The 20,882-nt window shown below is 62.3% G+C and carries 15 protein-coding genes and 2 pseudogenes; 10 read left to right on the forward strand and 7 right to left on the reverse strand.

The window, feature by feature from the left end; all coding sequences use genetic code 11:
* Positions 1–129: 129 nt before the first annotated feature.
* The 10 genes from VF716_RS07010 to VF716_RS07055 all read left to right on the forward strand — a co-directional run bounded on the left by VF716_RS07010 (position 130) and on the right by VF716_RS07055 (position 14,059).
* On the forward strand, positions 130–1,575 hold the full coding sequence (locus VF716_RS07010) for a TldD/PmbA family protein (RefSeq protein WP_011912872.1): 1,446 nt from the start codon (positions 130–132) through the stop codon (positions 1,573–1,575).
* Complete coding sequence (locus tag VF716_RS07015) at positions 1,572–2,921, forward strand: TldD/PmbA family protein (protein ID WP_011912871.1); 1,350 nt, start codon at positions 1,572–1,574, stop codon at positions 2,919–2,921. Before VF716_RS07010 ends, VF716_RS07015 begins: the two co-directional genes overlap by 4 nt.
* A 592-nt stretch (positions 2,922–3,513) precedes the next feature.
* A complete protein-coding gene (locus tag VF716_RS07020) occupies positions 3,514–4,371 on the forward strand; it encodes an energy transducer TonB (protein WP_011912870.1) in 858 nt (285 codons plus the stop codon).
* Positions 4,372–4,408: 37 nt separating this feature from the next.
* The gene (locus tag VF716_RS07025; protein ID WP_020306074.1) at positions 4,409–5,113 is read left to right on the forward strand and encodes a MotA/TolQ/ExbB proton channel family protein; all 705 of its coding nucleotides are present in this window, start codon (positions 4,409–4,411) and stop codon (positions 5,111–5,113) included.
* Between the two features lies 1 nt (position 5,114).
* Positions 5,115–5,516, forward strand: a complete 402-nt coding sequence (locus VF716_RS07030; RefSeq protein WP_011912868.1) for an ExbD/TolR family protein — start codon at positions 5,115–5,117, stop codon at positions 5,514–5,516.
* Positions 5,517–5,664: 148 nt separating this feature from the next.
* Positions 5,665–8,364, forward strand: a complete 2,700-nt coding sequence (locus VF716_RS07035) for a TonB-dependent receptor (RefSeq protein WP_011912867.1) — start codon at positions 5,665–5,667, stop codon at positions 8,362–8,364.
* A 214-nt stretch (positions 8,365–8,578) separates the two neighbouring features.
* A complete protein-coding gene (locus tag VF716_RS07040; RefSeq protein ID WP_413787562.1) occupies positions 8,579–10,354 on the forward strand; it encodes an extracellular solute-binding protein in 1,776 nt (591 codons plus the stop codon).
* Positions 10,351–11,421: a microcin C ABC transporter permease YejB gene (locus VF716_RS07045; RefSeq protein WP_011912865.1), complete on the forward strand. Its 1,071-nt coding sequence runs from the start codon at positions 10,351–10,353 to the stop codon at positions 11,419–11,421. Before VF716_RS07040 ends, VF716_RS07045 begins: the two co-directional genes overlap by 4 nt.
* On the forward strand, positions 11,421–12,446 hold the full coding sequence (locus tag VF716_RS07050; protein WP_011912864.1) for an ABC transporter permease: 1,026 nt from the start codon (positions 11,421–11,423) through the stop codon (positions 12,444–12,446). The genes VF716_RS07045 and VF716_RS07050 overlap by 1 nt, the downstream gene beginning before the upstream one ends.
* Positions 12,443–14,059 carry an ABC transporter ATP-binding protein gene (locus tag VF716_RS07055; RefSeq protein WP_011912863.1) on the forward strand — a complete coding sequence of 539 codons (1,617 nt, stop codon included), beginning with the start codon at positions 12,443–12,445 and terminating at the stop codon, positions 14,057–14,059. Before VF716_RS07050 ends, VF716_RS07055 begins: the two co-directional genes overlap by 4 nt.
* Before the next feature lie 399 nt (positions 14,060–14,458).
* Here the strand turns inward: VF716_RS07055 and VF716_RS07060 are convergent.
* The 7 genes and pseudogenes from VF716_RS07060 to VF716_RS07090 all read right to left on the reverse strand — a co-directional run.
* A pseudogene (locus VF716_RS07060) lies at positions 14,459–14,929 on the reverse strand (IS5 family transposase); the annotation flags it as partial.
* A gap of 59 nt (positions 14,930–14,988) precedes the next feature.
* On the reverse strand, positions 14,989–16,257 hold the full coding sequence (ltrA, locus tag VF716_RS07065; RefSeq protein WP_020309288.1) for a group II intron reverse transcriptase/maturase: 1,269 nt from the start codon (positions 16,255–16,257) through the stop codon (positions 14,989–14,991).
* A gap of 519 nt (positions 16,258–16,776) precedes the next feature.
* Positions 16,777–17,288: pseudogene (locus VF716_RS07070) on the reverse strand (IS5 family transposase); the annotation flags it as partial.
* Between the two features lie 40 nt (positions 17,289–17,328).
* Complete coding sequence (locus VF716_RS07075; protein WP_011912857.1) at positions 17,329–17,589, reverse strand: nitroreductase family protein; 261 nt, start codon at positions 17,587–17,589, stop codon at positions 17,329–17,331.
* 80 nt (positions 17,590–17,669) lie between these two features.
* Positions 17,670–18,659: a TRAP transporter substrate-binding protein gene (locus VF716_RS07080; RefSeq protein WP_125460602.1), complete on the reverse strand. Its 990-nt coding sequence runs from the start codon at positions 18,657–18,659 to the stop codon at positions 17,670–17,672.
* A gap of 54 nt (positions 18,660–18,713) precedes the next feature.
* A complete protein-coding gene (locus tag VF716_RS07085; RefSeq protein WP_011912855.1) occupies positions 18,714–19,541 on the reverse strand; it encodes an HpcH/HpaI aldolase/citrate lyase family protein in 828 nt (275 codons plus the stop codon).
* Between the two features lie 20 nt (positions 19,542–19,561).
* The gene (locus VF716_RS07090) at positions 19,562–20,770 is read right to left on the reverse strand and encodes a CaiB/BaiF CoA transferase family protein (RefSeq protein ID WP_125460603.1); all 1,209 of its coding nucleotides are present in this window, start codon (positions 20,768–20,770) and stop codon (positions 19,562–19,564) included.
* Positions 20,771–20,882: the final 112 nt, after the last annotated feature.

The following is a 20,882-nucleotide window of genomic DNA, read 5'->3' on the forward strand; positions in this document are numbered from 1 at the left end:
CAGAGGGACTTCACCTCACCGCGCTCAGGTCGTTTATCGACGGCTGCGACGGAACGGGAGACCGCAGCGCCAAAAGCGCTGCCCACTTATTGCCTTGCTTACCCTGCAGGGCGGTTTCGGGGAACAGACATGTTCGATGCGTTCGAATCCTTCAGGGCGCGTGTCAGCGCGCTTCGCAGCGATGCGGATTTCTGGTCGCTACGCCACGTAAAAAGTCAGACGCTTCACCTTGGAGTCATCAAGGCCACCCCCCTTCCGGTACACACCACCTTTGACGAAGGCGTCATGCTGACTGCCCAGGTCAACGGTTTCGAAGCCTATGCGGCAACCTCCGACCTGAGTGCGGACGGCCTTCAGCGAGCACTGGTAAAAGCCGAACAGCTCGCCGCCGCAGCGGCGTCCCACGCCCTCTCGCTGCCAACCGCCTCGCCGTCACGCACGGGCCAACGCGCCGACTATGTCTCTCTCGACCTCATGCAGGCCCTGCCGACGGTTGCCCAGTGCCTGGACCTGCTGCTTCAGGAGTGCGACGCCGTGCCGTCGGATAGCCGGATCGTCAACCGGGAAGCCCGACTGAGCTGGGAAACTCGCGAGCAGCTGTTTTTTGACAGCACGGGCTCGCAGTTGCGTTTTGCTCAGCGTTTCGTCTACCCGAACATGCAAATCACCGCCTACGACGGTCATGACAGCCAGATTCGCAGCCTCAGCGGCGGAAACTTCGCGCAGCAGGGCGGCCTCGATGTGCTGGCCAGAAGCGGGCTCTTCGGCGCCGGCGCTCGCCTGGCCGATGAGGCCCTGCAACTGCTGCTGGCGCCAAACACACCGAGCGGCAAACGCCACCTGTTGCTGATGCCCGACCAGATGATCCTGCAGATCCATGAGTCCATCGGCCACCCGCTGGAGATGGACCGGATCCTCGGAGACGAACGCAACTACGCCGGGACCAGCTTCGTGAAGCAGGACGATTTCGGGCATTACCGTTATGGCTCGCCGCTGCTGAACGTCAGCTTCGACCCGCATATCCCCGAAGAACTGGCCAGCTACTCCCACGACGATGACGGCACGCCGGCCCAAAAAGCCCTGCTGATCGAAGACGGCATTCTCAAACGCCCGCTCGGCGGCTCGCTGTCTGCCCGCCGCAGCGGTATAGAAGGGGTGGCTAGCAGCCGCGCCTGCAGCTGGAATAGACCCACCATCGACCGGATGGCCAACCTCAACGTGGAGCCGGGCGAGGGCAACCTCACGCAACTGATCGAAGGCATTGAGGACGGGATTCTCATGGCCTCGAACCGCTCCTGGTCGATCGACGATGCACGCAATAAATTCCAGTTCGGCTGCGAGTGGGGTCAGATGATCCGCAAGGGGCAACTCTGCGAAGTGGTCAAGAATCCGAACTACCGGGGTATCTCCTCGCGATTCTGGTGCAACCTCGTCGCGGTCGGCGACCACTCGACCCGGCAGGTGCTGGGCACTCCGAACTGCGGCAAGGGCGAGCCGAACCAGGCCGTCCGGGTCGGGCACGCCTCCCCCGCCTGCGTGTTTGCTGGCATCGAAGTCTTTGGAGGTGGTCAATGATGGCGCTCTCGAACACCACCCAGGCACTGGAGCATTTCCAGGGCATCCGCGAGGCGCTGCAGCGCGCGCTCAACGCCGGAGAGCACTACACGCTCTGGTACAACGCCGAAGCCTCCGATTTCGTCCGTTTCAATCATGGCAAGGTCCGCCAGGCCGGCCAGGTCGACCAGATCGAGATGACCCTCGGCCTGGCGCGCGACCGCCGGCATGCCAGTGCCCGGCTGACCTTGCAGGGTAATGTGATTCTGGACAGGCCCCGGGTTACCGAGGCCGTCAGCCAGCTGCGAGGCGTTCTGTCCGATCTGGCGCCGGACCCTTACCTGCAACTCAACCACCTCGGCTGGACCAACGAATCGTCCAGCCTGCAGATGGCGCCTGCTCCGGGAGATGTTATCGAGCAAATCGGCAATGCCTCGAAAGATCGAGACATCGTGGGGTTCTACGCCAGCGGGCCGATCTATTACGGTTACGCCGACTCTGCCGGTGCGTTCGGTTGGCATGCGGTGAGCCAGTCGAGTGTCGAGTGGAGCCTGTTCGACGACGCCGGACGCGCGGTGAAGGCGCAACTGGCAGGGCCGGCATGGAACCCGGCGGCTTTCGAGGCACGCATGGCGCAAGCGGATCTTCATCTGGAGATGCTGCGCAAACCGGTGCGGGTCCTGCAGCCAGGCGCCTATCGCGCCTACCTGGCCCCGGCGGCGCTGGGCGAACTGCTGGGCCTGATGGCATGGAGCGCCTTTTCCGCCAGGGCGTTGCGCACCGCGCAAAGCCCGCTGCAGCAACTGTTTGCCGGGCAGCAGTCACTGAGCCCTCAACTGGGCCTGAGCGAACAGGTCAGCGGCTCACTATGCCCGGCGTTCACCCGCGATGGCCGGATCCGTGACGACCTTCGCCTGATCGAACACGGTAAGCTCGTCGGCGAATTGGTCAGTGCCCGCAGCGCACGCGAATACGGCCTCCGCGAAAACGGCAGCGACATGGAAGAGATGCCCCGCTCGCTCTGCATGGATACCGGAACCATCGAAACCGAGCAGGTACTGGCTGAACTGGACACCGGTCTGTTCATCAGCAACCTGTGGTACGTGAACCACTCCGACCTCGCCACCGCCCGCCTCACCGGCATGACGCGCTATGCGACCTTCTGGGTTGAAAAAGGCCAGATCGTTGCGCCGGTGGATACCATGCGGTTCGATGACAGCCTTTACCAGTTCCTCGGTCCGCCGCACCTGCTGGGGCTCACCCGGCAGCGCGAACTGTCGCCCAGTCATTCGACCTACGGGCGACGCCATACCGAGTCGATGTTGTTGCCCGGCGCGCTGACAACCAAGTTTGTCCTCACGCTCTGATTAGCGCACAACTTACCTTTCCGACGGCATATCTCCTACCACCCATGAGGTGAATGGGGTGGGTGATATGCCGCCGGAACGCCGCACCTTCAACCGGCATTATTAACAACATGCGGAATCACATGACTGTTTCCGTGACAGCCCTGCTTACAGTAACGAATCACGCAAATAACAGTTAAATGGACGATGCAAAAGGGTAACGCTCCTATTTAAAACACAATCCTGACACAATGGGCAACTTTGGAGCAGCGACCAATAGTGGCGGTGCAACCGCCAGCGCCGCCGCCATCGCCTGGGCCAAAGGCATCTAGAACCCCTGCATAACTCTTTGAATTATAAGTTATTTATTTATATATATCTGAATAGAAGGGATGGCATAGAGCTTGCTTTACGATTCATGAAGACGTTCTAATTAAAACCGTATATACAGTTCCTGACTAACAAGACAGGATTAATTATTTACCCGAAGTCGTTACTCTGCACCGGAAGGTCGTTCTACTCATAAAGTTAGCGAGTGCCGGAATCGGCGAACAAACAATGTGGCTCCGCTAATGAGTCGACCGGCACTTTTTCCCAAAAGGGAGAACACTAAATGGGAAACGCAGTATTGGATAACCTCAACATCAAAGGAGAAATACTGTCCTCCTCTGCCCAATCAGCATTCACGTTTCGCGTTAACGAATCGTCTCCGAACATCCTCAGCCGGCGAAACATGGGGCTGCTGGTGGGCGCGTCGCTGGTGCTCCATGCCGGCCTTGCCTGGTATCTGCTTTCGGGCGAAGCGCCCGAGGAAGTGGCGCCGCAGATCCCGGAAATGATCATCGAGCTGAGCAGCACGGCGCCTCCTCCCCCGGAACCTGCGCCAGAGCCACCTGCACCGGAACCGCCGCCTCCGCCAGAACCGCCTCCACCGCCGCCGGAGCCCGAGCCGGAGCCGGAGCCGGAGCCGGAGCCAGAACCCGAGCCGCCCGTACAGGAGGAAGCGATAAAACCCCCTCCCAAGCCGGAGCCACCGAAACCCAAGCCGGTGCCAAAACCTGTGCCCAAGCCCGAGCCCAAGCCGCAACCCAAGCCACAACCTGCGCCTGCGCCTGCGCCTGCGCCACCGCCGCAACCGGCGCCGCCCGCTCCTGTGGTTCCGGTGGCCCCACCCGGTCCGCCAAAGGAAACGCCCGCGGTCTCGGGCCTTGCGAGCCTGGGCAACCCCTCGCCGCAATACCCGTCATTGGCGTTGCGCAGGGGCTGGGAAGGCACCGTCACGCTGCGCATCCGGGTTCTGCCCAATGGCCGCGCAGGCAGCGTGGAAGTGACCAAATCCAGTGGCCGCAGCCAGCTCGACGAAGCGGCAGTGGCAACGGTCAAGGGCTGGAAATTCATCCCGGCCAAACGGGGCGATGTAGCCATCGAAGGCTTCGCCACCCAAACGATTGATTTCAAGTTGCCGCGCTGAGGCAGCAACGCCGATTGCTTAACGAGAGGGATACACGATGAACGAAACTGTCAATTCACTGATCGTTCCAGGCGTCCTCTGGGGGCTGGTGCTGTTTTCGGTAGCCACCTGGGCCATCTTCATGGTCAAGCTGGCCCAGTCCATGAAGGCCCGCCGCCAGAACAAGCATTTTCTGAAGGCATTCTGGGGCGCACCGGACCTGCTGACCGCCGCCGAGCATGCATCACAGTACCCGGGCCCGATGGCACGCATCGCCAACAGGGGCTTCCTGGCCATGGCACCGGATGAAACCCCTCGCAATACCCTGCAGCTCGCGCAGAGCATCGATCGCGGCAACCGCGTCGAGCGCAACCTGCGCCAGCAGATCCTCAAAGAGCGTCGGGCGCTGGAAGCGGGTCTCGCCGTGCTCGCCAGCATCGGCAGCACCTCCCCGTTCATCGGGCTGTTCGGCACCGTGTGGGGCATCATGGATGCGCTCACGATGATCGGCGTCACCGGCAATGCCGGCCTCGACACCGTTGCCGGTCCCATCGGCCATGCACTGATTGCGACCGGCGTCGGCATTGCCGTCGCAGTACCCGCGGTGCTCATCTACAACTTCTTCCTTCGCCGCCTGAAGCTCGCTGGCGCGCACATGGACGATTTCGCCCATGACTTCGACAGCCTGGCGCAGCGCAGCGATTTCGCGCTGAGTCGCAAACCGATCGCCCAACAGAACGCCGCCATGCGCGAGGCCAGCTGACATGTCCTTTTCTACCCAAGACAACGACGAAGTCCTCAGCGAAATGAACGTCACCCCCCTGGTGGACGTCATGCTCGTGCTGCTGGTGGTGTTCATCGTCACCACCCCGCTGATGACCAATGCCATCAAGATCAACCTGCCCAAGACCGGCGCCGTCGCGCCTGCGGAGATGAAAGACCCCGTCGTGGTCAGCGTCGATGCGGACGGCAAGTTCTACCTCGACAAATCGGAGATCGAACCCGACCTGCTCGAGCTCAACCTGCAGGACGTCAAGGCCGGCGACCCTGAAGTCAGGGTGCAGCTGCAAGCCGATGAAAACGTCAACTACGGCCAGGTGGCGAAAGCCATGGCATCCATCGAACGATCGGGAATCACCCGCATTGCGGTCATGACCTCCCACTGAATTCCTGACGACATCCATGCGGCCGGGGCGAAGCCTCGGCGGTATAGGTGAAGTGTTGCCAGGTGAAAGGCCCGGGAAGGCATAACCAGACCGGTGCAATAGCGGCTCAAGAAGCCACGCCCCAACGCCCGAGACGAGGGATAACAAAATGACGACGTACCGTAGTAGTTTTGCTCGCACCCCCCTGGCAGCAGCGATCACCCGTTACCGGTTCGTGCCGCTCTGGCTATTGGCACTCGGCGCGCCTCAGGTCGGCGCGCAGGAAATCACCGATGAATTCGAGCAGTCGCAGGCAGCCACTGTCGTGCCCTCGGTGACCGAACTCCAGCGTATCGAGGTGACGGGGTCGGCGATCCGCCGGGCCGACGCCGAAACCGCCGTACCGATCACCATCCTGCGTGCCGAAGAGCTGCAGAAGCAGGGCGTGACCACCACCCAGGAGCTGGTCAACCGCATCGTCGGCAGCCAGACCACCACCACCGCCGCCCAATCGATTGGCAGTGGAACCGGCGGTGCCTCGTTTGCCGACATGCGCGGTATCGGCGCCAACAAGACCCTGGTGCTGCTCAACGGCCGGCGGCTGGCCAACAATGCCATCGATGGCGCCGCGGTGGACCTCAACACCATCCCGTTCGCGGCCATCGACCGGGTGGAGATCCTGCGGGACGGCGCCTCGGCGCTTTACGGCACCGACGCCATCGGCGGCGTAATCAACTTCATCACCAAAAAAAGCGTCACCGAAGGCCAGTTCAGCGCGGGTTACACCTACCCTACCGAGTCGGGCGGTGCCCAAGGACGCAACTACAGCGGCAGCTGGGGTTTCGGCGATCTGCAGGAAGACCGCTTCAACGTCTTTGGGGTGGTGAATTACGACAAGCAGGACAACCTCACCGCAAGCGACCGTGACTTCACCAACGACTTCAGACCCAGCCGTGGTTTGAACGGCACCTCGGGTACCGCCTATCCGGGCAACTACACCCAGGGGGCGAACGCGACCAACCCGCTGGCCGACACCGGCTGCAACGGCGCGAACCTGATAGCCAGCAACGGCCTGTGCCGCTTCAGTACGCGTGAGTACATCGACCTGATACCGGAAACCGAAAAGACCTCGGTGTTCACCATGGGTACGTTGAAACTGGCCGATGACCATAACGTAAGCCTGGATTATTTCTGGGCACGCAACAACAACACCACAACCATCGGGCCATCCCTGCTGACCGGCCTAAGTGTGGGACCCGATACGCCCTTCTATCCGGGTAACGGCTCGACACCCTTGCCCACCAGCTTCGATCTGATCACCACCGACCCGGTAACCGTCGGCTGGCGCGAGAGCGACGCCGGCGCGCGCATACAAAAGGACCAAAATACCGGTCAACGCCTGCAACTGGTGTTCGACGGCAATCTCGCCGGTGCCTGGGACTACAACGTCGGCGCATCCTATAACGAAAACAAGGTGGTCAGCTCCCTGCGTGGCGGCTACCTCAACGACGAGCTGGCGGCTGATGCCATTGAAAACGGCATCATCAACCCGTTCGGGCCGCAAACCCAGGCTGGGCAGGAGCTGATCAACAGCATCGGGGTAAACGGCGACTACATGACTGCCGTAGGCCGGGTCAAGACCATCGATGGACGGGTGAGCCGGGAGATCGGCGACTGGTTCGGCGCCGGCCCGGCCGCCATCGCATTGGGCGGCGAGTACCGCGAGGAAGATTTCCACGCAGCCTATGACACCGGGATCACCTCGCTGGTGGGCAGCCTCGGCGTCAGTGGGGACCCGACCGTCAGCGGCGACCGCAACGTACAGGGCCAGTACGCCGAACTGAACGTGCCGGTCTTCGATAGCCTGGAGCTGAGCGCGGCGATTCGCCACGACAAGTACAGCGATGTGGGCAGTACCACTAACCCGAAATATTCGTTCCGCTACCAGCCGTTCCGGGAACTGGTGATCCGTGGCGCCTACAGCGAGGGTTTCCGCGCGCCTTCGCTGTATGAGCTGTACGATCCCACCTACATCACCTATAGCGCCGGGAGCTACAACGACCCGGTCCTGTGCGCTGGCGGTTCGCCGAGCAACGGTGGCGTGGCCAACCGCGACTGCGACCAGCAGGTGCTCAACCAGACTGGCGGCAACACCGACCTGACGCCCGAGACGGCGCGCAACAAGACACTCGGCTTCGTCTACCAGCCCCTCAGCAACCTGTCGGTGGGCGTCGATCTGTGGTGGATCGACATCTCCGGGCAGATCGCGGAGTTTTCGGAAACCTCGATCTTCGCCAACCCTGAGCTCTATGCCGACCGCATCGTGAGGGCGGCGGATGGTTCGATCGACTACATCATCACCGGCCTGTCGAACCAGGGGAAAGTGAAGACGAGCGGCATCGACCTGTCCCTCGACTACCTCTTTCCGAACAGCCCCTACGGCCAGTTCGGCCTGTCGATGCAGGGCACCTACGTGACCCGTTACGACTACCAGGACGAGGCAGGCGGCGCCTACATCGAGAACGTGGGCGACTTCCAGGGCAATGGTGTCATTTTCCGCTGGAAGCACAATCTCGTGGGCACCTGGAACGCGGGGCCATACCGGGCATCCCTGACCAACCGCTACATGTCCGGCTACAACGATTACGATACCGAAGGAAACGCTCGGGTTTCGTCGTACATGATGTGGGACCTGGCGGCCGGCTATAACTGGCGCCAGACCCTGGATCTGGACGTGGGCGTGAAGAACCTCTTCGATCGCGACCCGCCGTTCACCAACCAGGCCGTGACCTTCCAGAGCGGTTATGACCCCCGTTATACCGATCCGCTGGGAAGGACCCTTTACACCCGCGTCACCTATCGCTTCTAAGCCACAGCGGCCCCCGCCCGCGGCGGGGGCCGCCCTTTCGACAGACACGGCATGGATTCGGACCGCACGCCACCAATCGCCTGACGAGATGATGCCCTTGAACGTTTCTTGCCTGCTTCAGAACTGCTCCCTCGGGCGCTGCTCGCGGCGCCCCCTGTTTTTTATCCTTCTGGCAAGCGTCAGCGCCCTGGCCTTCGCCCAACCTGACGTGTCCATGACCGTCTACGGCGAACCTCCCAGGTATGCGGCGGACTTCCAGCACTTCGACTACGTCAACCCGGATGCCCCCAAGGGCGGCAGCCTGCGCCGCTCATCCCAGGAAACCGACCTGTTCACCTACCTGCTGCCGTACGTCGACAAGGCCACCGGCGTGTCGCAGCTCGATACCTGGGTATTCGAGCCGCTCGCCTACCGTTCACTGGACGAGCCCTACAGTGTTTATGCCCTGGTGGCCGAGAAGATGGAGCGCGACCCGGACAACCGCTGGGTGCGCTTTTTCATCAACCCAAAGGCACGTTTCCATGACGGCCACCCCATGACCGCAGAGGACGTCAAATTCACCTTCGAAACATTGATGACCCAGGGTTCACTGAGCTACCGACAGTTCTATGGCTTCGTCGAGAAGGCCGTGATCGAAGCTCCACTGACGATACGCTTCGACTTCAAGGAAGGCGCCAACCGCACGCTACCGCTCGACCTGGCCAGCATGCGGGTGTTGCCGCAGCACTGGTGGAAAGACCGCGACTTCCGCAACGGCGGCGGCTACGAGCCACCGCTGGGTAGCGGGCCCTACCGGGTCAGCAAGGTGGAGCCCGGACGCAGCGTAGCCTTTGAGCGCGTGAACGATTGGTGGGCAAAGGACTTGCCCGTCAGCCGCGGCCTGTACAACTTCGATCAGCTCGTCGTGAATTTCTACGGCGATATCGAGGTGTCCCGACAATTGCTGATTGCCGGCGCCTACGACTACAACCGCGAGTACTCCGCAACCGGCTTCACCATCCGCTATGACAGCCCTGCCTTGCGCGATGGCCGGCTGCAGAAGGCCATCCTGGCCAGGGGCAAACCCACGGCGCCACAGGGCTTTGCATTCAACCTGCTCAACCCGATCTTCCAGGACCGCCGGGTGCGCGAGGCACTGACCCTGCTCTGGGACTTCGAATGGACCAACAAGCAGATGATGCGCAACTTCTATACGCGCCAGCACAGCTACTTTCCCAACACCGAAATGGCTGCCACCGAGCTACCGACCGCGCAGGAGCTGGCCATTCTGGAACCCTTGCGGGGGCAGATTCCGGATGAAGTCTTCAGCCGGGTATACCGGGCACCTGCGACCGACGGCAGCGGCTTCGTCCGCGACAAACAGCTCCAGGCGCTGACGTTGCTGCAGGAGGCCGGCTGGCGACCGAAAGGGGATAAACTGGTCAACGCCGACGACCAACCCCTGGAATTCACCTTTCTCGACGGCCAGGGTTTCGATCGTATGCTGCTGCCCTACAAGCGCACCCTGTCGCAAATCGGCATCACCCTGAACCTGCGGCGGGTGGATACCTCGCAGTACATCAGCCGGGTCAACGGCCGCGATTACGACATGATCGTCACCGGTTTTCCGCGCAGCGGTATTCCCAACCCCTCCCCAGGCAGCGATCTCTACGACCTGTTCGGGTCCAGCAGCGCCACCTCGGTGGGCAGTTCAAATGCCATGGCGTTGCAAGAGCCGGCCGTCGACGTGCTGATCGCCGGCCTGGTCGACGCCACCAGCCGCGAGGACATGGTCCTGCATGCCCGCGCGCTGGACCGGGTCCTGCAATGGAGCCACCTGATCATTCCCAACTACTACTCGGACGGGACGCCCACCGTGCACTGGAATCGATTCGGCCGGCCGAAAATCGAGCCTGCGTATGACGTGGGCCTGGAAACTTGGTGGGAGGTGAGCCCCACCGCGCTCACCAACGAACAGATGGCCGAACGCCTGAAGGACACTGCGCCATGATCAGCTATCTACTAAGGCGCATGGCGCTGGTGGTGCCAACGCTGCTGTGCATCATCGTGATCAACTTCATCATCGTGCAGGCGGCGCCCGGTGGGCCGGTGGAACAGGCCATGGCCCGCATGCAGGGCTTCGGTGGCACGGGCGTCGGTCAGGCAGCGCCTGAAACCGGCAGCGTTTCGTCCGGCGGCAGCCGCGCCAGCCGTGGCCTCGACCCGGAGCTGATAAAGGAGCTCGAACGCCAGTACGGCTTCGATAAGCCACCCCACGAGCGGCTCTGGCTCATGCTCAAGAACTACGCGTCCCTGGATTTTGGCACCAGCTTTTTCCGGGGCGCGAAAGTCACCGACCTGATCCTGGAAAAACTGCCGGTATCTCTCTCCCTCGGGCTGTGGGCCACCCTCATCACCTATCTGGTGTCGATCCCGCTCGGCATCCGCAAAGCCGTCAGGCACGGTAGTGCCTTCGACGTCTGGAGCAGCACGGTCATCATCGTGGGTTACGCGGTACCGGCGTTCCTGTTCGCCATGTTGCTGCTGGTGGTGTTTGCCGGAGGGAGCTATCTGAGCTGGTTTCCGGCCGTGGGGCTGACGTCCGAGCATTTCGAGGAGCTGAGCCCGGCAGGCAAGGTCATCGATTACCTGTGGCACCTGGTGCTGCCGGTATCAGCGCTGGTCATCGGTGGCTTTGCCACCCTGACCATCCTCACCAAAAACAGCTTTCTCAACGAGATCAGCCGCCAATACGTGGTGACCGCCAGGGCCAAGGGGCTTACCGAACGGGCGGTGCTCTACCGCCACGTGTTCCGCAACGCGATCCTGCTCGTCGTGGCCGGACTGCCCACCGCGCTGATCGAGGTGTTCTTCGCCGGTTCGCTGCTGGTCGAGGTGATCTTTTCCCTCGATGGCCTGGGGCGAATGGGCTATGAGGCAGCGCTGTACCGCGACTACCCGGTGGTATTCGGCACCCTGTTCATCTTTACCCTGTTCGGGCTGCTGGTAAAAATCATCGGTGACCTCAGCTACACCCTGATCGACCCACGTATCGACTTCTTAGCGAGGACCGCCTGATGCCTGCTCTCTCGCCGATCAATCGCCGCCGACTCCAGCGCTTCAAGGCCAACCGCCGCGGCTGGTGGTCGCTCTGGCTGTTTACTGCGTTGCTCGTCATCTGCCTGTGCGGCGAACTGGTCGCCAACGACAAGCCGCTCCTGCTCAGCCACAACGGCACGCTCTACTTTCCGATCTTCAAGCCCTATCCGGAAACCGAATTCGGCGGGCAGTTCCCCTTTCCGCCGGATTACCGCAGCGAATACGTGCGCCACCTGATCGAGGATCACGGTGGCTGGATGCTGTTCCCGCCGATCCCGTTCAGCTACGACACGGTGAACTACGACCTCACGGTCCCCTCTCCGAGCCCACCCTCCACGGAGAACTGGCTGGGCACCGACGAACAGGCGCGCGATGTGCTGGCACGCCTGCTTTACGGCACACGGGTATCGATCCTGTTCGCGCTGGCACTGACCCTGATCAGCGTCATCGTCGGCGTGACCGTCGGCGCCCTGCAGGGCTATTACGGCGGAAAGGTCGATCTGTTCGGCCAGCGGCTACTGGAAATCTGGTCGGGCCTGCCGGTGCTCTATCTATTGATCATTCTCTCGGGCTTCGTCGAGCCCGGCTTCGGCTGGCTGCTGGGCATCATGGCGCTGTTCTCGTGGATGGCGCTGGTGGACGTGGTGCGCGCCGAGTTCCTGCGCGGGCGTTCCCTAGAATACGTGAAAGCCGCCCGGGCGCTGGGCCTTTCGGACCGCATGATCATGTGGCGCCACATCCTGCCCAACGCGCTGACCTCCACCATGACCTTCGTTCCCTTCATCCTCACCGGGGCCATTACCACCCTGACCGCGCTGGATTTCCTGGGCTTTGGCATGCCGCCTGGCACCGCTTCGCTGGGTGAGCTCATCGGCCAGGCCAAACGCAACCTGCAAGCCGCCTGGCTGGGCCTTACCGCCTTCGCCGCGCTGGCGACCATTCTCAGCTTGCTGCTATTCATCGGCGAATCGGCCCGCGACGCCCTTGACCCGAGGTCCGCATGAACCAAGACAACCTGATTGAAATCCGTGACCTGAGAGTGGCCTTCGCCGGGCAGGAGGTGGTTCACGGCATCGACCTGGACATCCGTCGCGGCGAATGCCTCGCGCTGGTCGGCGAGTCCGGCTCGGGCAAGTCGGTGCTGGCCCACTCGCTGTTGCGCCTGTTGCCCGCGTCCACCCGGACCTCCGGAGCCATCCGCTATGCGGGCGAAGACCTGCTTGGAGCCTCGGAAAAACGGCTTCGCGAATTGCGCGGTAACCGAATCGCGATGATCTTCCAGGAACCCATGACATCGCTCAATCCGCTGCACACCGTCGAACGGCAGATCGGCGAGATCCTGTCTCTGCACAAGGGGCTCACTGGCAAGGCGGCACGGGCGCGCAGCGTGGAGTTGCTGGAACTAGTGGGCATCCGCGAGCCGACCGCACGGCTCAACGCCTATCCCCACCAATTATCTGGCGGCCAGCGGCAGCGGGTGATGATCGCCATGGCGCTGGCCAATGAGCCCGAGCTGCTGATTGCCGACGAGCCCACCACGGCGCTGGACGTGACCGTCCAGGAAACCATCCTGCTGCTGCTCAAGGACCTGCAGGCGCGCCTCGGGATGTCGCTGCTACTGATCAGCCACGACCTGAACCTGGTGAGCAAGATCGCTCAACGTGTCTGCGTGATGCGCCAGGGCAGCCTGGTGGAGCAGAACGAATGCCGCAGCCTGTTTTCTGCGCCGCACCACCCCTATACCCGCCTGTTGCTCGATGCGGAGCCCTCCGGCGACCCGCTACCCTCACGCAGTGACGACACGCTGATCCGGGCCTGCGGCCTGCGTGTCTGGTTTCCCCTGCCCAAGCCGTTGTTCAGCCGCCAGCAGCGCTACGTCAAGGCTGTGGATGGCATCAGCTTCGAACTCACGCGCGGGCGTACCCTGGGCATCGTCGGCGAATCCGGTTCGGGCAAGTCGACCCTCGGCCAGGCGCTGCTGCGCCTGGTGGGTTCCCAGGGCGAGATCCACTTCGGAACCCAGCGCCTGGATGCACTGAGCGCGAAGGCCATGCGCCCACACCGCAGGCACCTGCAAGCGGTGTTCCAGGATCCGTTCGGCAGCCTGAGCCCGCGCATGTCGGTTGAACAGATCATCCGCGAAGGCCTGGACATCCACCGCATCGGGACCGTGGCCGAGCGCGAGCTCGCGGTGATCCGCGTCCTGCAGGAAGTCGGCCTCGATCCGCAGACGCGCCATCGCTATCCCCATGAATTCTCCGGGGGCCAACGCCAGCGCATCTCCATCGCCCGAGCGCTGGTCCTCGAACCCGAGGTGATCCTGCTCGACGAACCCACCTCGGCGCTGGACCGCACCGTGCAGAAGCAGATCGTCGACCTGCTGCGCAACCTGCAGGCGGTACATGGGCTGACCTATCTGTTCATCAGTCACGACCTGGCGGTGGTCCGCGCCCTCGCCCACGACCTCATGGTCATCAAGGACGGTATCGTCGTCGAACAAGGCGATGCCCGGCAGATTTTCCAGGCACCGAGCCACCCCTACACACAGGAACTGCTGCGTGCCTCTGGACTGGCCGAGCAGCAATCCGCAGCCGGCTGGGCGAGGACGGCAATCTGATGGGGCAGCGACCGGCCTGTGCTCGACTGCACGCGCGGCCGCCGCCGCGCCCCAACCATCGAGGTCATTGCGGAAGTAACCTCAGCGGTCAATCTTTAATATCGGTTTCACGGCGTCCGGCCTGTGAATTGGGATGAAAAGGGGCCTGGTTCCGCTGCCCCTGCGGACCACCCAACCTGCGTCACAATTCGTCGAAGCACATGACCATCGCCAATAAGCTGGCTAACGCCTTGCTCCTTCACGGTTTCTTCTAAGGATGGTCTGAAGCAGCCTGTATTTCCGGTCGACTTCAGCCTGCGCCGTTTTTGAAAGCGGAAAACCGATCCAAAATGATCAGTTCGCCCACCGATATCGGTGTTTATGGCCGCCGCGATAACTTCGCCGCAGCCATTTCCCACATTACAGGCGCACCTCTCCTGCATTCGCCAGCAAATGTCTGCGAGCCATCCAGAGGTTCGACAGGGCGAACAGCGTCACCAGTTGCGCCGTGTTCTTCACCAGTCCGCGGAAGCGCACCTTGGTATAACCAAACTGCCGCTTGATCACCCGGAACGGGTGCTCGACCTTGGCGCGCACCTGAGCCTTGGCTTTCTCGATCTTGCGCTTGGCTTTGTATAGCGCACTGCGTTTATCGAGCTTCTTGTAGGTGCTACGTCGTGCCGCCACCTGCCAGATAACCTTCCGATCAGCATGCTCCGGACGTTTCTCAACGCCAATGTAGCCCGCGTCCGTACAAACTACGTTCTCGTCGCCATGCAGCAACTTGTCGACCTGAGTAACGTCCGCAACGTTGGCCGCCGTACCCACTACGCTGTGCACCAGGCCAGACGTGTCGTCCACGCCGATATGCGCCTTCATACCGAAGTGGTGAGTCGACCGCAGGAACTGCCCCCACAGCCGCTCGCAGAACCGTACGTGACACTCTCGCGTCATACGGCTCCCGTTATCCAACCTTGTTGCCCAGCCACTCGCCAGTGATGGAACAGTCGGGGTGCCGCCATACGCATCTTTTCCACCCATCGGCTACCACGCCGCTTCCGCCTGTGAAGGGCCTTGTACTTTCGTCGGGCCCAGCGTTCAAGTGCGCGGTCAATGTGTTGGAAGATGCCAAGCATGGACGTCCGATAAAACGAGCCATAGTAGTGCCACCACCCCTGTATCACCGGATTGTATAGCCGAGCCACATCGGCCAGCGTCACGTGGGTTTGACTATTGAGTCGCCACCTGCGCACCGTTTGCCGCATCCGCTTCAAGGCACCCTCGCTCGCTCCCGGAAGGAAGCTCGTGAAAAGCCTGCCTTCTTTGCTGAGTGCCTTCCTCGGCCTGAACATAAAACCCAGGAAGGTGAAGCTCACATGCAGATGCTGTTCGGTACGGTTGCTGTCCTTGCAATACACGATCTTCGATTTCTCAGGATGCATCGTCAGCCCGCAGTCCGCTAGCCGTGACGCGATGGTTCGCATCATATATTCCGCCTGCTTCCGACTACGGCAGTGAACCACCGCATCGTCTGCATACCGGGCGAACGGACAGTTCGCGCTGGTGCGTTGCATCCACATGTCGAAGGCGTAGTGCATGAACAGATTCATCAGGATTGGACTGACTACTCCTCCTTGCGGAGTGCCGCGGTCGCGTGGAACGCAAACGCCGTCCTTCGTTTCGAACGGAGCAACCAGCCACCGCTCAATGTACAGAAGAATCCAGTCTTCCTTGATGTGGGCGCGTACCGCTTTCATCAGCAGCCCATGATCAATCTGATCGAAAGCCGCCTTGATATCAAACTCCACGACCCAGTCATATCGCCAGCAGCGTTCACGAGTGATTGCCACGGCCTGCTTCGCCGACCGTCCAGGCCGATACCCATAAGAGTCCGGATGGAAGATCGAGTCCAGCTCTGGCTCGATGAGAAGCTTGACTACGGTTTGCGCAACACGGTCAGAGACCGTGGGCACTCCCAGCTTGCGCATGCCTCCCGACGCTTTGGGAATCTCCACCTGCTTCACCGGCGGCGGGAAGTATGATCCCGACGACATCCGGTTCCACAGCTTGTAAAGATTCTTCGACAGGCCCTGCTCGAAGTCGGCAATGGTTTCATCGTCGACGCCAGCAGCACCACGGTTAGCTTTAACCTGCTGGTATGCCTCCCATACCGTGCGCTTCGCTAATCCATAAGGTTTCGCCGATATCATGCTGCTCATCCCCGGAGGTTGACAGCATTCGTCGGCAGGATAACGCCGCCCCTTCGCTCCACCGCCATTACAGAGGCTTCATCACTACTACGGGAGGCTCCGCCCCTCGCTCCAGCATCGGTATTCTTCCTCATGGTGTTGGCCATTTGTCATTTTCCTTCGCATCTGGAGCAAGGTTCTCACGTTCCATACCAAAGCCTATATGGAGATCATGCCGCCTATACACCGGCTGCCATCGGGTCCGTAAGCAGGTAACGCCCCGACTCGTCCTGAAGCCAATACTCAACCTCAGTTTCGACAGCACCTTGGGCATAACGATGCGTCATCGGACGGTTTGCTTTCGCTCATCTTCTCCATACTCACCTGCCACCCTCAGGGGTGACTTTTCCTCGGTCGCTCACCACCACGCCTTTTGGGCGCAGCAGCACCGGGTGGTTTGAAGTCCGCTCCTGCAAGCCGACTTCGGAAGGCCTACTTCCATCTTCGGTACAGCATCACAGGTCAACTGACCTGTGTTCGTGACACACAATATTGGTTTCCCTTCTTGGTCTGGTGCATCTCCGGGTCGCGTTTGCCATCTTTATTCTTCGTCGAACTCGGCGCATTGATCAGCGTGGCATCGACGATGGTGCCCTGGCGCAGCGACAGGCCACGGTCGCCAGGTAGCCGTTGATCACGGCCAGGATTCCAGCAGCCAGTTCGTGCTTCTCCAGCAAACGACGGAAGTTGAGGATGGTGGTTTCGTCCGGAATGCGCTCCAGGCTCAACCCTGCGAACTGGCGCAGAATGGTGGTCTCGTACAACGCTTCCTCCATCGCCGTATCGCTATAGCCGAACCAGTTTTGCATCAGGTGCACGCGCAGCATCGCCATCAATGGATACGCTGGACGTCCGCCTTCACCCTTCGGGTAATGCGGCTCGATCAGAGTAATCAAACCTTTCCAAGGCACCACCTGATCCATCTCGATCAGGAACAATTCTCTGCGGGTCTGCTTGCGCTTGCCGGCGTACTCGGCGTCAGCGAAGGTCATCTGCTTCATCGGGATACTCGGGCAACGGGTTCGGCGTATTTCACCAGATTCAAGAAGTCTTCTTCAGGGTTTCCCTAATGGTGTGAGGCAGAAGTCGCCTCGACTCGAACACATCCGCTGGCAGTTCCTCTGGGCATGGCCCTGGGCGCCTGTGCACTCGCCGAACCGTTGCCGCCACCAGATCTGCTGCTTGAATCCAAAGCAATGAGCGCAACAGGTCGGCGTCCACGGGGCGATCGTCGAACGCGCGGATGCTGCGCCGTTGGCGCAGCGCATCGCTTACCTTCATAGAAAATCCTGTGCCGAGCATCGATTACCGGCAAGTGTCCCGTCGAGACACCTGCCCGCGCAACCGGGGCACCCGGCGCATGGCCGGGTGCCGCTGGTGCATCAGCGCTGGTTCGAGGCTTCGGCTGCCTTGATCAGGTCGGCGCCGATCTCGTTCTCGAACTTCTTCCACACCGGCTGCATCGCCTCGCGCCATTTGGCGCGCTGCTCGGGGGTCAGCTCGATGATCTCGGTGGTGCCGGCCCCCGCGATGGCCTGCTTGTCCTTCTGGTTGAGCTCATCGGCCTGGCGGTTTACCTCAACCGTCACCTCGGCCATGACCGCTTCCAGCTCGGTGCGGACGTCCTCGGGCAAGCCCTTCCAGAACTTCGTTTTGGTGATGACCATGTAGTCGATCAGGCCATGGTCCGATTCGGTCATGTACTTCTGCACTTCGTGCACCTTCTGGCTGTAGTAGTTCGACCAGGTGTTCTCGGTGCCGTTGACCACGCCGGTCTGCAGGCCCTGGTAGACCTCCGAGAAGCTCATCTTGCGCGGGTTGGCGCGAATCGCCTTGAACTGCTCGTCGAGCACGTTGGAAGCCTGCACGCGGAACTTCAGGCCGCGGGCGTCCTTGGGCTCATGCATCGCCTTGTTGGACGACAGCTGCTTCACGCCGTTGTGCCAGTAAGCCAGGCCGGTGATGCCCTTGTCTTCCATGCTGCTCAGCAGTCCCTGCCCTTGCGGGCTGGCCTGGAAACGGTTGACGGCCTCGATGTCATCGAACAGGAACGGCAGATCGAAAATCTGGATGCCCTTGTCGTAGTGCTCGAACTTGGCCAGCGACGGCGCCAGCATGTGCACGTCGCCGAGCAGCAAGGCTTCCATTTCCTTGCCGTCGCCGAACAGCGACGAGTTCGGGTAGACCTCGACCTTCACCTTGCCCGGCAGACGCTCCTCGGCCAGCTTCTTGAACAGCAGGGCGCCCTGCCCCTTCGGTGTGTTGTCCGCCACCACATGGGCGAACTTTATGGTCACGGGGTCGGCGTGCACCAACCCGGCGACGGTGAAAGAAAGCGCGCAGGCGAGTGCCTTGAGCTTGTTACTCAGCATGGAAGTACCCTCTTGTTTTTGTCGATTGGTACGTTTCGCGGGCAAGCGTTGCGGTCAGGGCACCGCTTGCCCGGCACGTTGCAGCAGGCGACGGGCACGGCCGATGACGGGGGCGTCGACCATCTGTCCGTCCACCACGAATACCCCATCGCCGGAAGCTCCGGCGGCGAGGATGCGTTGCGCCCAGTCCAGTTCCGCGGCACTGGGCATCAGGGTTTCATGCACCACGGCCACCTGGCTCGGGTGGATGCACAGCAGGCCGCCAAAGCCCATGTCACGCGCGTCGGCAGCGGCACGGGTCAGGCCATCGAGGTTCTTGATGTCGGGAAAGACGCTGTCCAGCGGTGCTGCCAGCCCGGCCAATCGCGACTGCAGCAGCAGCGCATAGCGTGCCTGGTCAAGCATGCGCTCGGCGCCGGCGGTGCCATTGGCCAGGCCGAGATCGAGGCCCAGGTCCAGCGCGCCGAAGGACAGCCGCTCGACACCCTGGGCGTCGGCAATTTCCGCCAGATTGGCGAGCCCGCGGGCACTTTCGACGATTGGCCAGACCGGCTTGCCGCAGCTGGCCGCCAGCGCAACCTGCACCGCGCTTTCGACCTTCGGCAGCAGCACGCCGGCGACGCCGGCATGACGGGCACAAAGCGCCAGGTCCGCGGCCTGCTCGGCATGGGTTGGCGCGTTGATGCGCACCAGCAGGCGCGCCGCCGGGTTGGCAGCGAGGAAGGCATCGAGGTTGCCCCTCGCCTCTGCCTTAAGGTTCTCCGCGACCGCATCCTCGAGGTCGACGATGACCGCGTCGGCGCCGCTCGCCAGCGCCTTGGGAATGCGCTCCGGACGGGTCGCCGGGACGAACAGCGCGCTACGGATGATCGATGAGTTCATGGGCTGGCTCCTGGGCACGCTCATACCGCGCCCTGCTCGTGCAAGCGCTGAATGTCGCCGGGGGCGTAACCCAGCTCGGCCAGCAGGCTGTCGGTGTGCTGGCCCAAGGCGGGGATCGGGTCCATGCGCGGGGCGAAGGCACTGTTGCGCCCCGGCGGCAGCAGCGCAGGCAGGCGGCCGGCCGGGCTGTCCACCTCGCTCCAGCGCTGGCGCGCCTTGAGCTGCGGATGCGCCCAGACGCCGGCCATGTCGTTGACGTGCGCATTGGCGATGGGCGCGGCATCTAGGCGCGCAATCACTTCGTCAGCACTCAGCTTGCCGAACGCGTCGACGATGATCGCGCGCAGCGCCTCGCGGTTGTCCGAGCGCTGCGAGTTGCTGGAGAAGCGCTCGTCCTGCGCCAGCTCCGGCTGCAGCAGGACCTTGTCGCAGAACGCCAGCCACTCGCGCTCGTTCTGCAGGCCGAGCATTACCGTGCCGCCGTCGCCGGTAGGGAACGGGCCGTAGGGGTAGATGGTGGCGTGGGCGGCGCCGGCACGCGGCGGCGGCGTCGCGCCCTTGTAGGCGTAATACAACGGGTAGCCCATCCACTCCACCAGGCTTTCGAGCATGGAAACGTCGACGCGGCTGCCCTCGCCCGTCTTGTCGCGCAGCATCAGCGCCGAAAGCACGCCGGTGTAGGCGTACATGCCCGCGGCGATGTCGGCGATGGAGCAGCCGGCCTTGGCCATCTCGGTTTCACCCGGCCCACCGGTGACGGAGAGAAAGCCGCCCTCGCTCTGGATCAGCAGGTCATAGGCCTTCTTCTGCTCGTAGGGGCCGCCCTCGCCGTAGCCGGAAATGTCGCAGACGATCAGCCGCGGAAAGCGCTCGTGCAGCGCCTCGAAGGACAACCCCATGCGCGCGGCGGCGCCCGGTGCCAGGTTCTGCACCAGCACGTCGGCCTTGGCCAAGAGCTGGTCGAGCACCTGGGCAGCGGCGTCCTGCTTCACGTCCAGGCTCAGGCTTTCCTTCGAGCGGTTGGTCCAGACGAAATGCGAGGCCAGGCCGTCGACCCGCTCGTCGTAGCCGCGGGCGAAGTCACCGGCACCGGGCCGCTCGATCTTGATCACCCGTGCGCCGAGGTCGGCCAGCTGGCGCGTGCAGAACGGCGCGGCGATGGCGTGCTCGAGGCTGACTACGGTGATGCCATCGAGTGGGCGGGGTGGTTTGACTTGGGTGTCGTTCATGTTCGGTTCCTGCAATTTCGGCGTAGGGTGGAAATCGCCGAAGCCATTTCCACGCGTTTGTTCAGGTCCATCCGGCTCCAAGCGATGCGACGGGGTGCCGTACAAACCGGTG

The sequence above is a fragment of the Stutzerimonas sp. Brlt_14 genome (genome assembly GCF_051948915.1).
In the GTDB taxonomy this organism is placed as follows: Bacteria; Pseudomonadota; Gammaproteobacteria; order Pseudomonadales; family Pseudomonadaceae; genus Stutzerimonas; species Stutzerimonas stutzeri.

Coding starts and splice junctions, on each gene's coding strand:
- VF716_RS07090 (WP_125460603.1), bottom strand. CDS start 20,770: ATGAACGACACCCAAGTCAAACCACCCCGCCCACTCGATGGCATCACC.
- VF716_RS07010 (WP_011912872.1), top strand. CDS start 130: ATGTTCGATGCGTTCGAATCCTTCAGGGCGCGTGTCAGCGCGCTTCGC.
- VF716_RS07045 (WP_011912865.1), top strand. CDS start 10,351: ATGATCAGCTATCTACTAAGGCGCATGGCGCTGGTGGTGCCAACGCTG.
- VF716_RS07040 (WP_413787562.1), top strand. CDS start 8,579: ATGACCGTCTACGGCGAACCTCCCAGGTATGCGGCGGACTTCCAGCAC.
- VF716_RS07035 (WP_011912867.1), top strand. CDS start 5,665: ATGACGACGTACCGTAGTAGTTTTGCTCGCACCCCCCTGGCAGCAGCG.
- VF716_RS07050 (WP_011912864.1), top strand. CDS start 11,421: ATGCCTGCTCTCTCGCCGATCAATCGCCGCCGACTCCAGCGCTTCAAG.
- VF716_RS07020 (WP_011912870.1), top strand. CDS start 3,514: ATGGGAAACGCAGTATTGGATAACCTCAACATCAAAGGAGAAATACTG.
- VF716_RS07075 (WP_011912857.1), bottom strand. CDS start 17,589: ATGCTCGGCACAGGATTTTCTATGAAGGTAAGCGATGCGCTGCGCCAA.
- VF716_RS07080 (WP_125460602.1), bottom strand. CDS start 18,659: ATGCTGAGTAACAAGCTCAAGGCACTCGCCTGCGCGCTTTCTTTCACC.
- VF716_RS07030 (WP_011912868.1), top strand. CDS start 5,115: ATGTCCTTTTCTACCCAAGACAACGACGAAGTCCTCAGCGAAATGAAC.
- VF716_RS07025 (WP_020306074.1), top strand. CDS start 4,409: ATGAACGAAACTGTCAATTCACTGATCGTTCCAGGCGTCCTCTGGGGG.
- VF716_RS07015 (WP_011912871.1), top strand. CDS start 1,572: ATGATGGCGCTCTCGAACACCACCCAGGCACTGGAGCATTTCCAGGGC.
- VF716_RS07055 (WP_011912863.1), top strand. CDS start 12,443: ATGAACCAAGACAACCTGATTGAAATCCGTGACCTGAGAGTGGCCTTC.
- VF716_RS07085 (WP_011912855.1), bottom strand. CDS start 19,541: ATGAACTCATCGATCATCCGTAGCGCGCTGTTCGTCCCGGCGACCCGT.
- ltrA (WP_020309288.1), bottom strand. CDS start 16,257: ATGAGCAGCATGATATCGGCGAAACCTTATGGATTAGCGAAGCGCACG.